Genomic DNA, 15,477 nt, shown 5'->3' with positions numbered 1-15,477 from the left:
CCCGGTCGCTACCATGATCGAAATCGGGGTCGCAAGTCCAAGCGCGCACGGACATGCGATAATCAGCACACTGACCGCAGCCACGAGTGCATAGGCGAGCTGCGGCGCCGGGCCAACAAGCAGCCAGGCGACGAAGGCAAGAACAGCAATTGCGATGACCGCTGGGACGAAGTAGCCGGCAACGTTGTCCGCGAGACGTTGGATAGGAGCACGGGAGCGCTGCGCCTCCGCGACCATGTTCACGACCTGAGACAGCGTCGTCTCGGCGCCGGTCCGGTCCACGCGCATGTCGAAGGAGCCCGTGCCGTTCAGCGTACCGCCCGTGACCGTATCCTTCTGCGATTTAGCCACGGGAATAGGTTCACCCGTCAGCATCGACTCGTCGACCTGACTACGACCGTCGACAACGGTCCCATCGATTGGCACCTGATCGCCAGGACGGACGCGTAGCACGTCGCCGACCTCTACATCGCCAAGCGGCACGGTCTCGGTCTCGCCATCAGGGCGCAGGCGCAGCGCTGTCTTGGGTGCCAGGTCGAGCAGGGCCCGGATTGCGCCGCCCGTCTTTTCCCGGGCACGCAGCTCCAGAACTTGTCCTAGCAGCACCAGAGCAATAATGACCGCCGCCGCTTCGAAGTAAACGGGCACCAGTCCGTGAGCATCCAGCATGGTCGCCGGGAAGAGACCCGGCGCGATTGTTCCGACGACGCTATAAATATAGGCGGCACCCGTCCCCAGACCGATCAGGGTGAACATATTCAGGTTGCCCGTACGCACGGAGTGTGCGCCTCGGCTGAAGAAGGGCCAACCGCACCACAGCACGACTGGCGTAGCGAATACGAGCAGCAGCCATTGCTTGGCACTGGGCGAAAGGAAAGGCAGAAGGTTGAGTCCGAACAGATGTCCGCTCATTTCGATCACGGCTATGACGAGCGCAAGCGGTGCGGCCACCCAGAAGCGTCGGGTGAAGTCCACGAGTTCCGGATTGGGTGCGTCTTCCTCCGGAATGCCCATTGGCTCTAGCGCCATACCGCATATGGGGCATACGCCCGGACCCTCTTGGACAATCTCTGGGTGCATGGGGCATGTGTAGAGCACGCTGGCGGGTGCCCGGTCAGACACAAGGAGAGCGTGTCGATCGGATTTTGGTTTCGCTTCAGATTTCTCAGGGCACGCGTCTGACGAGAAGTGATAGTCTTTGCCCTCATGCTTCGCATCATCGCTGGCCTGCAGGTCTTCGGTCGTGCAGTCAGCGTGGTTGTGAGCAGTCTTTGAAATTGTCAGCTTTTTCACTGTCATGTTTGCAAGATCGTGATCGCGTCAGGCTCATATATTCGTGTGTACGCGTAACCGCATCTGCGGAACGAAGCAGCGGGTGTCATACGCGCTATGTAGGGTGATAGGGGACCATCCGGGTTGAAAACAGTTGCTTGGGAATTATGCATTGCATTGGCTGCAGTCGCGGGCGTGGGTGCAGGATACTTGTTATCGGAAAGCGGTACTACGGCGCGTTACCCTTCAAACGTTCCCGAAAAGATCGCCGAGTTGCCGCCGGGCCCCAAGACCGACTTAATCAGATACGGTCGGGATCTCGTGGAGGATACGCCTCGATTGATCGGTAAGGGCGCGCAAAACCCCGCACTTGCTTATGGCGGCAACAACTTATCTTGTCAGAACTGTCACTTGAACGGAGGGCTGCGTCCCTTCGCTGCCCCATTCGTCTCGACGGCCGCGTCATTTCCGATGCTCGTGGACAATCGTGCTATCGCGCTGCACGACCGTATAAATTCGTGTGTGAGGCTCGGGCTGAATGGCAAGCCATTGCCTGAAGACGGTCGCGAGATGGCAGCGTTGATCGCCTATATCGAGTTCCTCGGCAAGGATACGCCGGAGGGTGTTAGATTGCCGGGCTCGGGACTGATGCCTATCGCGCTGCCCAGCGAACTCCCAAGCGCACGGCGCGGTGTTACGGTCTATGCGCAGCACTGCCAGAGCTGCCATGGCCAAAATGGGGAAGGCGCGCGGAAGTTGCCCCCAGAGATTGGCTATTATGTACCGCCACTTTGGGGGGAGGCGAGCTTCAACGGCGGTGCGGGAATGGGCCAGATCGCTTACGCGGCCTCATACATCCGCGCGAACATGCCTATCGGCGTAGACCACGAGAATCCTGTCTTGAGTGTCCAAGAAGCCTGGGACGTTGCCGCTTACATGATCGTGCACCCAAGGCCCATTGCACCCGCTCAAGGACCCGCCGAACCAATGGTCATTGAAGAACTCCCGGTCTCACCGCCACCGGATGCTGCTGGCGGGCCACCGGTACAAGAGTTCGTTCCCGACCGGACGCCGCGGCCCGCCAATGCGGGGCCCTAGGCAACGCACGGCAGTTCTGTATCGCGTTCGGCCCGCCTACTCGGCGCAGCCTTGTATTACGTAATAGTTCCATTATTCTCGATATATAGAATTGAAATAGCCCTCTCTCGGTGGGCTCGGCACCTGGCCGGGAGGCGTCGGTCGAATTGTTTTGTTTCCTGATCTCGGACTGGCTTCGGTGTATGTAGGCGCGGGAGACTGTAGAGGCACCGAACGCACGGCAGGACCCAATATTGGCCAATCCGGGTGAGCGCGTGCGCACGGCTTTGATATTCAATGGTTGCGAAAGCAGAAATGCTTCGAAGTTGTTCGAGGCCCAAGTGGTTGTTTGATCGCGGCGTTCTGCGGGGACATAGCGAAACGCCACTCGATCACCCCGATTAAGATCATTAGCGAGTGCGGAGGAAAAGAAAAGTGACTGCTGTTATCCATCACAACCCAAATTGCGGTACGTCCCGTAATACCCTGAAGATGATCGAGGCCTCGGGTGAAGATATGCATGTCATTGAGTATTTAGAGACCGGATGGACACGGCCGCAATTGCTTGCCCTGTTCGCAGGGGCCAAACTTACGCCGCGCTTGGCTTTGCGGACAAGCAAGTCGCCTGCCGAGGAGCTTGGGCTAACTGACCCTTCTGTATCCGACGAGACGCTGCTGGATGCGATGTTGGAGCACCCGATTCTCGTCAATCGGCCAATCGTGGTTACGCCGAAAGGTATCCGTCTATGCCGGCCGAGCGAAGTTGTTTTGGAGCTCCTTGAAAAACCACACTTCGGCATTTTCACAAAAGAAGACGGTGAGATGATTGATACGGGGAGGGCGTAGGCATTGGCAAAGAGCCAGGACTGTCATGACCTTCCGAACGTCGACTTCGCGCATATGCAGCCAGTGAATGCAGAGTACTACGCGGGTACGGACGATCCTCTTCACCCTCCGCGCATTCTCATACTCTACGGTTCGCTTCGAGAGAGGTCGTTTTCAAAACTTTTGGCTCTCGAAGCCGAACGCTTACTGAAATGGCACAGCTGCGAGACTCGTGTTTTCGACCCGAGCGGTTTGCCGTTGCCGGACTCCGAAGAGATAGACCATCCCAAAGTCCAGGAACTGCGCGAACTTGCGGCTTGGTCGGAGGGGATGGTCTGGGTTTCGCCGGAACGTCACGGCGCGATGACTGGCATCATGAAGGCGCAGATCGATTGGATCCCCTTGGCGCTGGGAGCGGTTCGACCCACTCAAGGCAAAACGCTCGCTGTGATGCAAGTCTGTGGTGGTTCGCAGAGTTTCAACACGGTCAACCAAATGCGTGTCCTCGGGCGATGGATGCGTATGGTAACGATTCCGAACCAGTCTTCGGTGGCAAAGGCCTTTCTTGAGTTCGACGACAACGATCGCATGAAACCATCCGCGTATTACAATCGTATGGTCGATGTCATCGAAGAACTCGTGAAGTTTACCTACATGGTTCGTAGTCGCTCGGAGCCGCTGGTCGATCGCTACTCCGAGCGTGTCGAAAGCGCTGAAGCACTTTCAAGGCGCGTGAATCAGCGGAGCCTTTAACAACTTCTTTGCGTGGGCTTGTGTAGATGCCCTTTCGACGGCCAATTGCTGCCTTGCGATTGCCGCACTGCATCACCACTTAGAGCCTGTCTTTCCGACAAGTGAGCGTAAGTCTTTGAAACCAAATTCGCACCGTTTCTGCGTCGCGCCAATGATGGAATGGACCGACCGACACTGCCGCACCTTTTTGCGGCTCATATCAGCGCGTGCCTTTCTCTATACCGAGATGGTCACCGCCGATGCGGTGCTCCATGGCGACCGTGTTCGCGTGCTTGGTTTCAACGCGGCAGAACACCCCGTCGGCCTGCAGCTGGGCGGTTGCGATCCCGCACGCCTAGCAGAGGCCGCCCGGATCGGCGCCGAATGGGGCTATGACGAGATCAACTTGAACGTTGGCTGCCCTTCGGACCGCGTTCAGTCCGGCCGCTTTGGAGCTTGCCTCATGGCCGAGCCGGCCTTGGTGGCGGACTGCGTCCGGGCCATGGCCGATGCTGTCAGCGTTCCCGTTACGGTCAAATGTCGGATCGGTATCGACGATCAAGATATTGAGGAGAGCCTTGATCATTTTGTGGACACTGTAGCGGATGCTGGTTGCATGATGTTCATCGTGCATGCACGCAAGGCTTGGCTCAAGGGACTTAGCCCAAAAGAAAACCGCGAGGTTCCGCCGCTCGATTATGACCGCGTCCATCGCCTGAAGACTCGCCGTAGTGAACTGGCGATTGTAATGAATGGCGGTCTTGCATCGCTGCCCCACGCCGCGCCGCATCTTGTTCACGTCGACGGTGTGATGTTGGGCCGGGCGGTGTATGCGGATCCGTATCTTTTGTCAGGTGTAGACCAAATGCTCTATGGCGAAGCTGAGCCGCCGCTTACGCGCCTTGAGGTGCTCGATCGCTATACTGACTACGTGGAGAGTGAGCTTGACCGCGGCGCACGCCTCACCGCGATGACTCGTCATATTCTCGGTCTATTCCACGGTCAGCCACGAGCGCGGGCCTTTCGGCGGAACATCGCCGAGAATGCGCATTTGCCTGGAGCTGGTATCGAAGTGCTTCGGCGTGCTCAAGACATCGTGAGCGTCGTGCCGGCGGACCATCAATTTGCCGAGAACCGAACTGCGGCATAGAGCGCGGTCAACCTCGATAAACGTTATTTTGCGTTCTGTACCTTCTCGTCTTGCTCTTCAGGAGCCGGGTCCCGCTGGGTTTTCCAAAGCGAGTAAAGAACGCCGCCGACGATCAATGACACGGTGACGCTTAGCGACACCGCTGCTGGAAACTTCTCCATTCCCAAGAGATCGGCGACAAAGATCTTGGAACCAATGAACACGAGGATCATTGCCAACGCGGGTTTCAGATAGGCAAACCGGTCAATGATGGCTGCGAGCGCGAAATAGAGTGCGCGAAGGCCAAGAATGGCAAAGATATTGGACGTGTAGACGACGAACGTATCCGTGGTGATCGCGAAGATGGCGGGGATGCTGTCGAGTGCGAAGATCACGTCGACGATCTCGATCAAGATCATGGCCACAAAGAGTGGCGTGACCCAAGTAACAATTTTCCCGATCTTTTCGTCTGGCGCACGGATGAAGAAGCGTTGCCCGTATAGCTTCGGCGTGATGCGCAGGAAGCGCCGCATGATCTTCAGAGCCAGGTTGTCCTTGATATCCGGTTCGTCGTCGCCGGGGAGCAGCATCTTGACCCCGGTGAAGATGAGCAAGAGCGCGAAGATGTAGAGGACCCAATGGAAACTGGCCACGAGCCATGCTCCCAACGCAATCACAATGCCACGCAGCACGATCACACCGAGAATGCCGTAGAACAGCACGCGGTGCTGGTAGATCCGAGGGATGCCGAAGTAAGAGAAGACAAGCGAGATAACGAAGATGTTGTCCATAGACAACGTCTTCTCGACAAGAAAACCGGTGAGATACTCCTTGCCGCTTGTCGGGCCCACATTGACCCAGACCCATGCACCGAACCCTAGGCCAATCGCAATGTAGAACGCACTGAGAACCAGACTTTCCCTGACGCCGATTTCACGAGACTTCCGATGAAATAGGCCCAGATCGAGTGCGAGCAGGACGACCACGATGGTCATGAAGACAGCCCACATCCACACGGGCTTACCCATGACCAGGGTGTCGATGAAGTCCATTAAGTGAAACTCCGGAAAGTCGTGATTTCGCCGCTAGGCGACTGGCTCCGCGTGTGTCTTAGCACGGTTGGAGCCAAATTCACCTCTTACGAGGTCCCGGATCAATACGGCGAGATTGTCGAAATTATGTTGCGCGCTTTTTGTCTTGCGCCAAATCATGCCAATTGTTCTGCTCAGCCCACGCGTTCCGATATCGAAAGTCTTGAAGCGTGGATCTTTGCTGACGACGCTACGGGCATAGAGTCCAGGCATTAGGCTCACACCAAGTCCCGTGGCCATCATTTCGCGCAGCGTATCGAGACTGGTACCTTCATAGTCGTAGCGCAGGTTGGCGCCGCACTCAGCGGCCAGATTGACGACCAAGTCCCGGAGCTGGTGCCCAGGGCCCAAGGCAAGCAGATCCACGCCTTCAAGGTCGGATGGCTTGATACTGGCCCGTTCCGCCAACTCATGGTCGGTCGGGACGGCGAGGTAGAGCGGCTCCTCAAACAGTACGGCATCCTTCAATCCGCCCTGATTTACAGGGAGCGGCGCGATGATCACGTCGTGAATACCCTCAGCCAACTCGCGGGGCAAAGCGTGAGGCAGTTCTTCGCGCACGTAGAGCTTTAGTTTGGGATAGGTGGCGTGAAGGCTGGGCATTACACGCGGCAAGAGGTACGGCCCAATCGTAGGCGGCAGCCCCAGGCGAATGACGCCAGCAATTCCAGCACCAACGTGTCCGGTCACGTCCACAATGCGCTGGGCGTCCCGAAGCATACGTCGCGCGATCTCGACGACCTCAAAACCGAGGGGCGTGACCACGACGTTCGAGCGAGACCGTTCGACGAGCTCCACGCCTAAGCGCTGCTCCAACGTCCGAAGCTGTTCACTTAACGTAGGTTGTGTGACATTCACCCGTTCTGCAGCCCGTCCAAAGTGACGGCTGTCAGCCACAGCGACCAAATACTCTAATTGTCTCAGTGTGGGCATGGCACGATCCCCTTCCATACGCTCATGTAGGGTACTGCTTTTCCTATGCAACTATCATAGGAAATTTTTATCGGGTCGGTGCGCGCTTCCTATGGCTGAACATCAATACAATTGAAGATTGTTCACGTCGACGTGATGGGAAACGCGGCAGCGGCTGTTCGGAATGCGCTTTCCAGCCAGATCCCGGCGTAGTTAAGGGAGCGACAGGGCGTCCCTTTGGAAGAACCGGGGCCGCCTTATTTCACGAAGATGGACTAGCCTGTGCGCCGAGAGGGTTGCGTCTTTCCTACCAGGTACTGCAGGAAGCCCTGCAAATCGAAGAATCGCGCCGTGCGATTCTTGTACTCGAGGTATGTCGCGCCGTACCGGTCCTCAAGCCATTGTTCTTCGGTCAGTGCCATCAGCACGTAGACGCAGCTCGCCGAGAACGCCAAGGGGACGGTGAGCCAAGAGTCGGCCATGATCACCGTTCCGATCAGGCCCAAGATCGATGACGCATATTGAGGGTTCCGGCTGAACCGGTAGAGGCCGTGGCTCACGAGGCCGTCTTCCCCGCAATAGGTGTTGCCGAGGCCGAGGTTGAAGTAGCCGAATACCGTGATGCCGAAACCAACAAGGAACAGCGGAAGGCCAATGATGAGACGACTAAGGTCGACCAGGCCAGCGCTATTCCAATCCAAAATCGCCATGACGAATGTTAGAACCATGCCGGCGCGGAACAATGTCCAGAACGTTACACTTTGCCATGTCCCGGGACCGGGCGTCGGCCAAATGCGGAACGGCGGAAAGAACAAGGTCCGCAGCATCAGTGCGTTCAGCGTGATGCCGACGATGAGACCCGCCACGAAAACGGCGTGTGTGTAACTGAAATCAGCCATGTCAATCGCGGACCAGACCAGACTCGAATTGCAGATTTGCGACACTACGCTAACGGTTTTGTTGCGTTGTCGCGCAGCAGTTTTCTAGATCTTCTGGTTATACTCGCCAACTTCGGGATGCTTGGCGAGTTCTTCGTCAATTACCGCAAAAATGGCCCGCATATTGGCCTCAGATGTGGGGCTTTCGACCACGACCACGAGTTCCGGCTTGTTTGATGAGGCGCGTACAAGCCCCCAGGTGCCATCTTCAAGCACAATACGGATGCCGTTCACCGTAATCAGCTCACGGATTTGCTGCCCAGCTAGCGTTTCGCCCCGCTCCGCTACTCCCTCAAAGTGCTTAACGACTTCATCGACGACGCCATACTTGGTTTCGTCGGCGCAGTGCGGCGACATGGTCGGAGACTGCCAGGTCCGCGGCAGAGCGTCCTTGAGTTCGGCAAGTGTCTTCGTGGGATTGCGCTCCAACATGTCGAGCACCGCTATGGCTGAGACGAGCCCGTCGTCGTAGCCACGCCCTATCGGCTTGTTGAAGAAGAAGTGTCCCGACTTCTCAAAGCCAACCAAGGCGCCATTCTCGTGGCTATACCGCTTAATGTAGGAGTGGCCGGTCTTCCAATAGGCGGTGTGCGCGCCGTTCTCAGCTAGAACAGGGTCTGTTTGGAAAAGGCCGGTAGATTTTACGTCAACAACGAAATGGGCGTCCTTATAGAGCGCCGATATATCCCGCGCGAGCATAACACCGACCTTGTCGGCGAAGATTGCGTTGCCCGTATTGTCGACGACTCCGCACCGGTCTCCATCGCCATCGAAGACGAGAGCAAGATCGGCGTTGTGCTCCACGACCGCATCTCGAGTCGCGTTCAGCATGGCCAAGTCTTCAGGGTTTGGGTTGTGTGCCGGAAAGCTATGATCGAGCTCACAATTGAGCGGAACCACCTCGCAGCCAAGTTCTGCGAGAACATGGGGCGCGAACGCCGCGGCCGTGCCGTTTCCGCAAGACACGACAACCTTCATCTTGCGCTCGTATTTTGGGTGTTTCAGCAGATCGGCCATGTAGCGTTCTGGCAGATCGGGGACATAGATAAATCGGCCGCCGCCTTGGTCGTCGCTGAAGTCTGCGTTCATGACGATCTCTTTGAGGCGGCTCATCTCATCGGGTGAGAATGTTAGAGGGCGATCTATCCCCATCTTGATGCCTGTCCAGCCATTGTCATTGTGGCTGGCCGTGACCATTGCAACGCATTCCACGTCGAGATCAAACTGCGCGAAATACGCCATCGGCGACAAAGCAAGGCCGATGTCGTGAACTTCCGCCCCACCCGCCAGCAAGCCCGTCGTGAGCGCTGCCTTGATGGCCGAGGAATAAGACCGGAAGTCATGGCCAACAACGATCCGCATAGGCACGCCGCGTTCGCGCATTAGCGTTGACAGGCCAAGGCCAACTGCTTCCACGCCGAGTAGGTTAATTTCGTCCGGATAAAGCCAGCGCGCATCGTATTCGCGAAAGCCCGTCGCCTTGACGAGGGGTAGCCGCTCAAAGGCAGCGGTATTTGGAACGAGGTCTTGGCGTGGCTTCGGGAACATACTGTCTCCTCGCGAACGATGGTTCAGTGGCTCGGATTTGAAGACCGGGCCGGACGGAGGAAGCCCATAGCAGAGTTTCTAGTGCGTCCACTAGCCCTGATGGTCTAACGGGCCAGCGGCCGTGGCTTCCCTCAACTTGAAGCGTCCCACGCGCAGACCGCGCAGTGCGGCGCGTGACCCATGTTTTTGCGGCGCATGTCAGCCGCGCAATGTCAGGTAGTCTCCGGAGAATTCATAGGAACGTAGGCGGCTCAAGAAACTCATACCGAGGAGACTTTGCGAGAGCGCCCCCGGCTGAGCAATGAGAGCCTCGACCCTTGAGCGGTCCAGCGGGCCGATAGAGACGTCGTCGAGCCAAACGCGTGCTGCCATCGTTCGACCATTGGCTGTCAAGACTGGCACTCGAAAGGTCATCTCCTCGACATTGATCCCTGCTGCGCGGGCATCCTCGGGTCTCAGGACAATCGACGAGGCGCCGGTGTCCACGAGCATCGAGACCGGCTTGCCGTTGACTGCCACATTCGCCGTGAAATGGCCGTTGAGCCGCTTTCTGAGCTTAATTTCCGTGAGCCCGCCAGTGCTCGTCTCAACGGTCATGATGGTGCCAGGCAAAAGCTCACCCGCCACGCGCGAGGCGATGGGTGTGAGTTCGTCTTTGTAGGCATAGATCGTTACGAGCCCGAGCCCGATCGCCAGCCAAGTGACTGCGTCGCGGGCAATTGTCGCTGCGCCACCGCCGTAGCGACCAAGTACGCTTCCGCCGAGGTAGATCAGCAGCGCAACGAGGAACACCCCATAGCCGAAGGTGGTCTCGTCGACGCCTGCGATCATCCCAGAATCGTTGCCGACAAGAAGCATGCCCCCGAGCGCCAATACGAACAGGGCCACCCAAGTGGTCATGATTTGGCCCCGCCAGCCCCGCTCTCGCGCTCGAGTTCAAGCAGCCGTCCGGGCAGCGCAGCCATAATGGAACGGCGCTCTGTCGGACTCATATCGATCCAGCCGGCGATTTCGTCGCCGCTTCGGCCACAGCCGACGCAAAGGCCCGACAAGTCGTCGATCATGCAAATATTGACGCAAGGCGAATCCAAAAGACCCTCTCTTGTTGGGATTTCTCCTCACTTATTAAATCACTAGGATAGGGCAGGGCAATGAGTGCCGTTCGGCCGCGTGGGTGTCTTAGACCGCATGCGCCCTTCGTTTGGCCCGCGTTGGGGCAGTACGATCCCGCCCCGTTTCGCCGGGTTCGGTCGCGTCGGAGAGGTCCTCCATGACGCGTGCGGGCGGAAGCGTGATGGTGACTTCCGTTCCACAACGAAGCTCGCTATTGAGCTCGAAGCTGCCGCCGTGTAGCTCGATCAAGCCCTTCGTGATCGGAAGTCCAAGGCCGGTACCCCCCTCGGCCGTCTCATGGGCTAAGGAGCCTTGGCCGAAGCTACTCAGCACGCGGGGGATCTCATCGCCCGGGATGCCTGGGCCGGTGTCCTTGATCGTCAGAGCGATCCCGCCATCTTCGGTTCGTGCCGTCGTGAGCGTGATCGTGCCTTTAGGTGGCGTGAACTTGATCGCGTTGGAGAGGAGGTTAAGGCAAATTTGTCGCAAGGCACGTTCGTCGGCCCACACATTCGGAAGGTTGTCCTCAAAGGCTTGGCGAATCTCCAGACCCTTGTTTTCTGCCCGGACGCGCATCAGGCGATGACAGTCGTCCGCGATATCTGTGAGCGACACAGAGGCATCGTGAAGCTCGTAGCGCCCGGCCTCAATACGGCTGATGTCAAGAATCTCGTCGATCAGAGTCAGAAGGTGCTTGCCGCTATTATGGATGTCTCTCGCATATTCTTTATAGGTTGGGTTGGCATGAGCACCAAAAGCCTCGTCGCGCATGATTTCGGAGAAACCGAGAATAGCGTTGAGAGGTGTTCTCAATTCGTGGCTCATGGTTGCCAAGAAACGCGACTTGGCCAGATTTGCCTCTTCTGCCCGGAGTCGCGCTTGATCCGAAATGGATTTCGACTGTTCAAGTTCTCCAATCAACGCGTCCTTTTCCGCGCGAAACTCAAGCATGGACAGCACTGTGGTGCTGAAGCCGTGCATCAGCCAAACAAAGTAGAGATGCACAGCCACGGCCATGATTGCCATAGCCCAATAGAACGGATCGTTGAGCAGTACAAAGCGGATCACAATCGCAGTGGTTATCGGCAGGGTGCCTGCATATACGATAGGCATCGCGGTCGAGGCGAAGAGCATCCGCATTGAGATGACAACAAGCAGCGCCGCGAAGATGAATGTATAGCCAGCGACTTCATCCCTCAGTGGGCTGATGAAGAGAACTGACGCCCAAGTAAGTCCGTAGAGGAACTCGGCTGACGTGATCTTACGCTGCCACACCTCGACGTCGGCCTGTTCGCGCGGCACCTTGGCGAATTGACGGCAAACCGCAATGAGGATGCCTTTGGTCACGAAGATACCGCACAGCCAGATGAGTAGCTCGTGTGGCGGAGACCAAAACATGGCGCCCATCGCGACGACAACGGCGAGCAGCGGTGTTGTGATGGCGGCCGACAGCTCGTTTTTGACGAACATCGTCAGCAGTTCGTAATTGAACGCTGACTTCGTGGGTGATTTGTAGGTGAGCCTGTCTGGTGGATCTTGGACGCTGCGGAACGCGCGTCGCGCTTGTGGGCTTCTCGTGCCTGTGTCTGCCACAGGGGTTTCTGCCGGAGCACCACTCAACATCTTTTATGGAACCCGTACCCTGACTGCAGACAAAGAACACTGTGCGGGGTGCGAGCGGATGCGCGACAACGACAAGCCCGACCCCCAAATTTAGGCTTAACAAGAAGTATCCAGAGAAAACCCTAATGAGGCGTTTACTCTCGCTCCGGCCTGACACTGCTCTTGAAGTCAAACATCGAGAGACCACATGAGTCCCGAGCCTATTGCTCGGGCAGGGGGGAAATAAATGGAAGTACCATGCAACTGACTGTGGTCGGATGCGGCGACGCTTTTGGCGCCGGAAATCGGCTGCAAACTGCGTTTTTCGTCCGTTCCGAAACATCTTCTTTTCTCATCGATTGTGGCGCGACAACGCTGATCGGCCTTGGCAGGGTCGGCTTGTCGCCAAACGATATCGATGCGGTGTTCGTGTCGCATCTGCACGGCGATCACATGGGCGGTCTGCCTTGGCTTCTGATTCACGCGAAGTACGTGGGTCTACGCCAGCGGCCCCTTGTGATCGTAGGTCCTAAGACGATCGAGGCCCGCTTCGCGGAGCTAACCGAGGCAGTTTATCCCGGCACCTTGGAGACCGGTGTCGACTTCGATCTCGAATTTGTCGAACACAAAGAGCAAGCGCTTCTCGAATTGAATGGTGTCTCTGTAACGCCCTTCGAAGTCCACCATCCTTCCGGTGCACCGCCTTACGCCATGCGTTTTGATATTGACGGCAAGGTCGTCTCGTTCACTGGCGATACCGGTTGGGTCGATGTTCTGCCGACTGTGTCTGAGGGTGCGGACTTATTCATTTCCGAATGCTTCCAGTACGATCACAAAATGCCGATGCATCTCGACTACAAGACGATCGAGGCCAACTACGATCGCTTCTTGGCTAAGCGGGTCTTGTTGACTCACATGGGGCGGGAGATGCTCGATGAGCTCTCGGAGGTCGACCGCACGCGCTATGAGCTTGCTGAAGACGGCATGAGGATCGATCTCTAGTTGTCAACGCCATTCGTGGCTGGGTTCGTGAAACGCAATCGGCAGGGTCCTATGTCCGACCTCAACGCGATGTTGAGTGCAATTCGGCAATGCCGTGTTTGCGTGGACACGCCCAGTGGTCGGCCGTTGCCTCACGAGCCTCGCCCCGTGCTCCGAGCCAGCACAACCGCGCGCCTCGCAATTTGCGGTCAGGCGCCAGGAATCCGGGTGCACCTATCCGGGATGCCCTTCACGGATCCCTCCGGCGATCGTCTGCGGTCTTGGCTGCATATGACGTCAGAGACCTTTTACGATGAGGCCCGGGTCGCCATTGTCCCTATGGGCTTCTGCTTCCCTGGCCTCGACTCGAAAGGCGGGGACCTGCCGCCTCGGCGAGAATGCGCCAGACTTTGGCATCGCGACCTCTTTGCGGCGTTGCCGAATGTCGAGTTGATCCTCGCGGTTGGAGCCTACGCCCAAGCATTTCATCTAGGGGACAATAGGGGGAAGACGTTGCGAGACACGATGCTCGCCTGGCGGACACATCTTCAGGAGCGTCGGACACCACGCGTTTTCCCGTTGCCGCATCCGTCTTGGCGGAACAATGCATGGCTTAACAAAAATCCCTGGTTCGAAGACGAGTTGCTCCCGGTGCTACGCCGGGAGGTGCGCAAAGTGGTGTGACTCAGCTTGTGAGATTTGGAACAATTATCTAGTCTCTCAGCCCACGAGGCCGAATTTTAGAACAATGTTCCCATCGGGGCGGTAACCGCTGCAAGTTTCTCGGACGGGTCACATGTTGGATCGGATGGACCGCAAGATCCTAGAAATCTTGCAGGAAGATTGCACCTTACCGGTCGCTGAGATCGGGAAGCGGATCGGGCTCTCCACAACCCCATGCTGGCGGCGGATCCAAAAGTTGGAAGAGCAAGGCGTCATCGAACGTCGTGTGGCGCTTCTCAATCCCAAGCAGGTCAACGCCGGCGTGACCGTGTTCGTCTTTATCTCCACCAGTAATCACACCAAGGACTGGCTTGAACGCTTTCACGCGGCGCTTTCGGATTTCCCGGAGGTCGTCGAGTTCTACCGTATGAGTGGCCAGATCGACTACTTGTTGCGTGTGGTGGTTCCCGACATTGAACGCTACGACTCGTTTTACAAGCGGCTCATCGCCAAAATCGAGCTCACTGATGTGAGCTCGGCCTTTGCCATGGAGCAGATCAAGTTCACGACGGCCTTGCCGCTCAGCTACGCCGCCGAAGAGGGGCGTACATGATTTGCGTCTGAGCTATGTGGACGTCGACTCGTGGGACTAGGGCTTCGAAAGATCTCGGTTGAGTCGAGCAATGAGACTGGACGTATCCCAGCGTCGCCCACCCATTTCCTGAACATCGGCATAGAACTGGTCGACGAGCGCCGTCACCGGCAGCGTCGCACCATTGTGGCGCGCTTCGTCTAGGCAGATGCTAAAGTCCTTACGGACCCAATCGACGGCAAAGCCGAACTCGAACTCGCCTGCGATCATTGTTTTCCAGCGATTGTCCATCTGCCAAGACTGTGCGGCGCCTTGAGAGATCGTTGCGACCACTTTCTCCATGTCGAGGCCCGCGCGCATGCCGAAGTTTAGCGCCTCTGCTAGCCCCTGAATCAGGCCACCGATGCATATCTGGTTCACCATCTTGGTGAGCTGTCCGGCACCTGAGGGACCAATCAGATTCACGGCTTTAGCGAACGACTCGATCACGGGCTTTGCGCGGGCAAAGTCTGCTTGATCGCCTCCGGTCATGACGGTGAGCGTGCCGTTCTCCGCCCCCGCCTGACCGCCAGACACCGGCGCATCGAGCGCGCCTGCGCCGCTACTCTTTGCGACTTTATGGAGCTCACGCGCAATTTCCGCCGAAGCGGTGGTGTGATCCACATGAACAGCCCCAGTCTTCATCCAACGATAGAAGCCGTCTGGGCCCAATGTCACCGAGCTCAGGTCGTCGTCATTTCCAACGCAGGTGAAGACGAAATCGGCCTCCGCTGCAGCCTCTGCCGGTGTCGCTGCGTGCGCTCCTCCGTGTTCCTTGACCCATTTCTCAGCCTTTTCGTGGGTGCGGTTGAAGACGGTGACATCATGCCCGTTGCTCTTGATATGACCTGCCATCGGGTAGCCCATCACACCAAGCCCGATCCACGCTACTTTACTCATGTGGCTTTCCCCATCGTCGCTCGATCAATCCGATTTTCGAGAACCATAACGGAAATGGCCGGG

General features: G+C 57.4%; 16 protein-coding genes. 7 read left to right on the top strand and 9 right to left on the bottom strand.

Annotated elements, in window-relative coordinates; genetic code table 11:
- Nucleotides 1-1,293: HAD-IC family P-type ATPase (locus tag AC33YF_RS05475; protein ID WP_491776194.1), on the bottom strand; the 1,293-nt coding region annotated here is incomplete at its 3' end.
- A 156-nt stretch (nt 1,294-1,449) separates the two neighbouring features.
- Here AC33YF_RS05475 and AC33YF_RS05470 point away from each other — a divergent pair.
- The 4 genes from AC33YF_RS05470 to dusA all read left to right on the top strand — a co-directional run bounded on the left by AC33YF_RS05470 (nt 1,450) and on the right by dusA (nt 5,056).
- Nucleotides 1,450-2,370, top strand: coding sequence for a c-type cytochrome (locus AC33YF_RS05470; protein WP_491776193.1), 921 nt, complete (start codon nt 1,450-1,452; stop codon nt 2,368-2,370).
- A gap of 414 nt (nt 2,371-2,784) precedes the next feature.
- Nucleotides 2,785-3,195 (top strand): arsenate reductase (glutaredoxin), encoded by a 411-nt coding sequence (gene arsC / locus AC33YF_RS05465; protein WP_491776192.1) that lies wholly within the window; start codon nt 2,785-2,787, stop codon nt 3,193-3,195.
- Between the two features lie 3 nt (nt 3,196-3,198).
- On the top strand, nt 3,199-3,927 hold the full coding sequence (arsH, locus tag AC33YF_RS05460) for an arsenical resistance protein ArsH (RefSeq protein ID WP_491776191.1): 729 nt from the start codon (nt 3,199-3,201) through the stop codon (nt 3,925-3,927).
- A gap of 115 nt (nt 3,928-4,042) precedes the next feature.
- Nucleotides 4,043-5,056 (top strand): tRNA dihydrouridine(20/20a) synthase DusA, encoded by a 1,014-nt coding sequence (dusA, locus tag AC33YF_RS05455; RefSeq protein ID WP_491776190.1) that lies wholly within the window; start codon nt 4,043-4,045, stop codon nt 5,054-5,056.
- A gap of 23 nt (nt 5,057-5,079) precedes the next feature.
- Here dusA and AC33YF_RS05450 read toward each other — a convergent pair whose 3' ends face one another.
- The 7 genes from AC33YF_RS05450 to AC33YF_RS05420 form a co-directional block, all read right to left on the bottom strand.
- Nucleotides 5,080-6,087, bottom strand: a complete 1,008-nt coding sequence (locus tag AC33YF_RS05450) for a TerC family protein (RefSeq protein ID WP_491776189.1) — start codon at nt 6,085-6,087, stop codon at nt 5,080-5,082.
- Between the two features lie 33 nt (nt 6,088-6,120).
- Nucleotides 6,121-7,059, bottom strand: a complete 939-nt coding sequence (locus AC33YF_RS05445) for a LysR substrate-binding domain-containing protein (protein WP_491776188.1) — start codon at nt 7,057-7,059, stop codon at nt 6,121-6,123.
- A gap of 254 nt (nt 7,060-7,313) precedes the next feature.
- The gene (locus AC33YF_RS05440; RefSeq protein ID WP_491776187.1) at nt 7,314-7,937 is read right to left on the bottom strand and encodes a methyltransferase family protein; all 624 of its coding nucleotides are present in this window, start codon (nt 7,935-7,937) and stop codon (nt 7,314-7,316) included.
- Between the two features lie 84 nt (nt 7,938-8,021).
- The gene (locus AC33YF_RS05435; protein ID WP_491776186.1) at nt 8,022-9,524 is read right to left on the bottom strand and encodes a phosphomannomutase/phosphoglucomutase; all 1,503 of its coding nucleotides are present in this window, start codon (nt 9,522-9,524) and stop codon (nt 8,022-8,024) included.
- A 198-nt stretch (nt 9,525-9,722) separates the two neighbouring features.
- Nucleotides 9,723-10,424, bottom strand: coding sequence for a retropepsin-like aspartic protease family protein (locus AC33YF_RS05430; protein ID WP_491776185.1), 702 nt, complete (start codon nt 10,422-10,424; stop codon nt 9,723-9,725).
- Nucleotides 10,421-10,615: a DUF1289 domain-containing protein gene (locus AC33YF_RS05425; protein ID WP_491776184.1), complete on the bottom strand. Its 195-nt coding sequence runs from the start codon at nt 10,613-10,615 to the stop codon at nt 10,421-10,423. Before AC33YF_RS05425 ends, AC33YF_RS05430 begins: the two co-directional genes overlap by 4 nt.
- Before the next feature lie 88 nt (nt 10,616-10,703).
- Nucleotides 10,704-12,230, bottom strand: a complete 1,527-nt coding sequence (locus AC33YF_RS05420; RefSeq protein WP_491776183.1) for a sensor histidine kinase — start codon at nt 12,228-12,230, stop codon at nt 10,704-10,706.
- 267 nt (nt 12,231-12,497) lie between these two features.
- Between AC33YF_RS05420 and AC33YF_RS05415 the strand changes: the two genes are divergently transcribed.
- The 3 genes from AC33YF_RS05415 (at nt 12,498) to AC33YF_RS05405 (ending at nt 14,496) form a co-directional block, all read left to right on the top strand.
- Entirely contained in the window at nt 12,498-13,241 is a 744-nt protein-coding gene (locus AC33YF_RS05415) for an MBL fold metallo-hydrolase (RefSeq protein WP_491776182.1), read from the top strand.
- Between the two features lie 51 nt (nt 13,242-13,292).
- On the top strand, nt 13,293-13,904 hold the full coding sequence (locus tag AC33YF_RS05410; RefSeq protein ID WP_491776196.1) for a uracil-DNA glycosylase family protein: 612 nt from the start codon (nt 13,293-13,295) through the stop codon (nt 13,902-13,904).
- A 112-nt stretch (nt 13,905-14,016) separates the two neighbouring features.
- A complete protein-coding gene (locus AC33YF_RS05405; RefSeq protein WP_491776181.1) occupies nt 14,017-14,496 on the top strand; it encodes an Lrp/AsnC family transcriptional regulator in 480 nt (159 codons plus the stop codon).
- A 36-nt stretch (nt 14,497-14,532) separates the two neighbouring features.
- Here the strand turns inward: AC33YF_RS05405 and AC33YF_RS05400 are convergent, their stop codons facing one another.
- Nucleotides 14,533-15,414, bottom strand: coding sequence for an NAD(P)-dependent oxidoreductase (locus tag AC33YF_RS05400; RefSeq protein WP_491776180.1), 882 nt, complete (start codon nt 15,412-15,414; stop codon nt 14,533-14,535).
- Between the last annotated feature and the right edge of the window lie 63 nt (nt 15,415-15,477).

The organism is Methyloceanibacter sp., from assembly GCF_058506495.1.
The sequence above is the reverse complement of the archived record's forward strand: the minus strand, read 5'-3'. Positions and strand labels throughout refer to the sequence as shown.

What these genes read in the sequence shown, in the direction of transcription:
- AC33YF_RS05450 (WP_491776189.1), bottom strand. Translation starts at nt 6,087, where the DNA reads ATGGACTTCATCGACACCCTGGTCATGGGTAAGCCCGTGTGGATGTGG.
- AC33YF_RS05445 (WP_491776188.1), bottom strand. Translation starts at nt 7,059, where the DNA reads ATGCCCACACTGAGACAATTAGAGTATTTGGTCGCTGTGGCTGACAGC.
- AC33YF_RS05440 (WP_491776187.1), bottom strand. Translation starts at nt 7,937, where the DNA reads ATGGCTGATTTCAGTTACACACACGCCGTTTTCGTGGCGGGTCTCATC.
- AC33YF_RS05435 (WP_491776186.1), bottom strand. Translation starts at nt 9,524, where the DNA reads ATGTTCCCGAAGCCACGCCAAGACCTCGTTCCAAATACCGCTGCCTTT.
- AC33YF_RS05430 (WP_491776185.1), bottom strand. Translation starts at nt 10,424, where the DNA reads ATGACCACTTGGGTGGCCCTGTTCGTATTGGCGCTCGGGGGCATGCTT.
- AC33YF_RS05415 (WP_491776182.1), top strand. Translation starts at nt 12,498, where the DNA reads ATGCAACTGACTGTGGTCGGATGCGGCGACGCTTTTGGCGCCGGAAAT.
- AC33YF_RS05410 (WP_491776196.1), top strand. Translation starts at nt 13,293, where the DNA reads ATGTCCGACCTCAACGCGATGTTGAGTGCAATTCGGCAATGCCGTGTT.
- AC33YF_RS05405 (WP_491776181.1), top strand. Translation starts at nt 14,017, where the DNA reads ATGTTGGATCGGATGGACCGCAAGATCCTAGAAATCTTGCAGGAAGAT.
- AC33YF_RS05400 (WP_491776180.1), bottom strand. Translation starts at nt 15,414, where the DNA reads ATGAGTAAAGTAGCGTGGATCGGGCTTGGTGTGATGGGCTACCCGATG.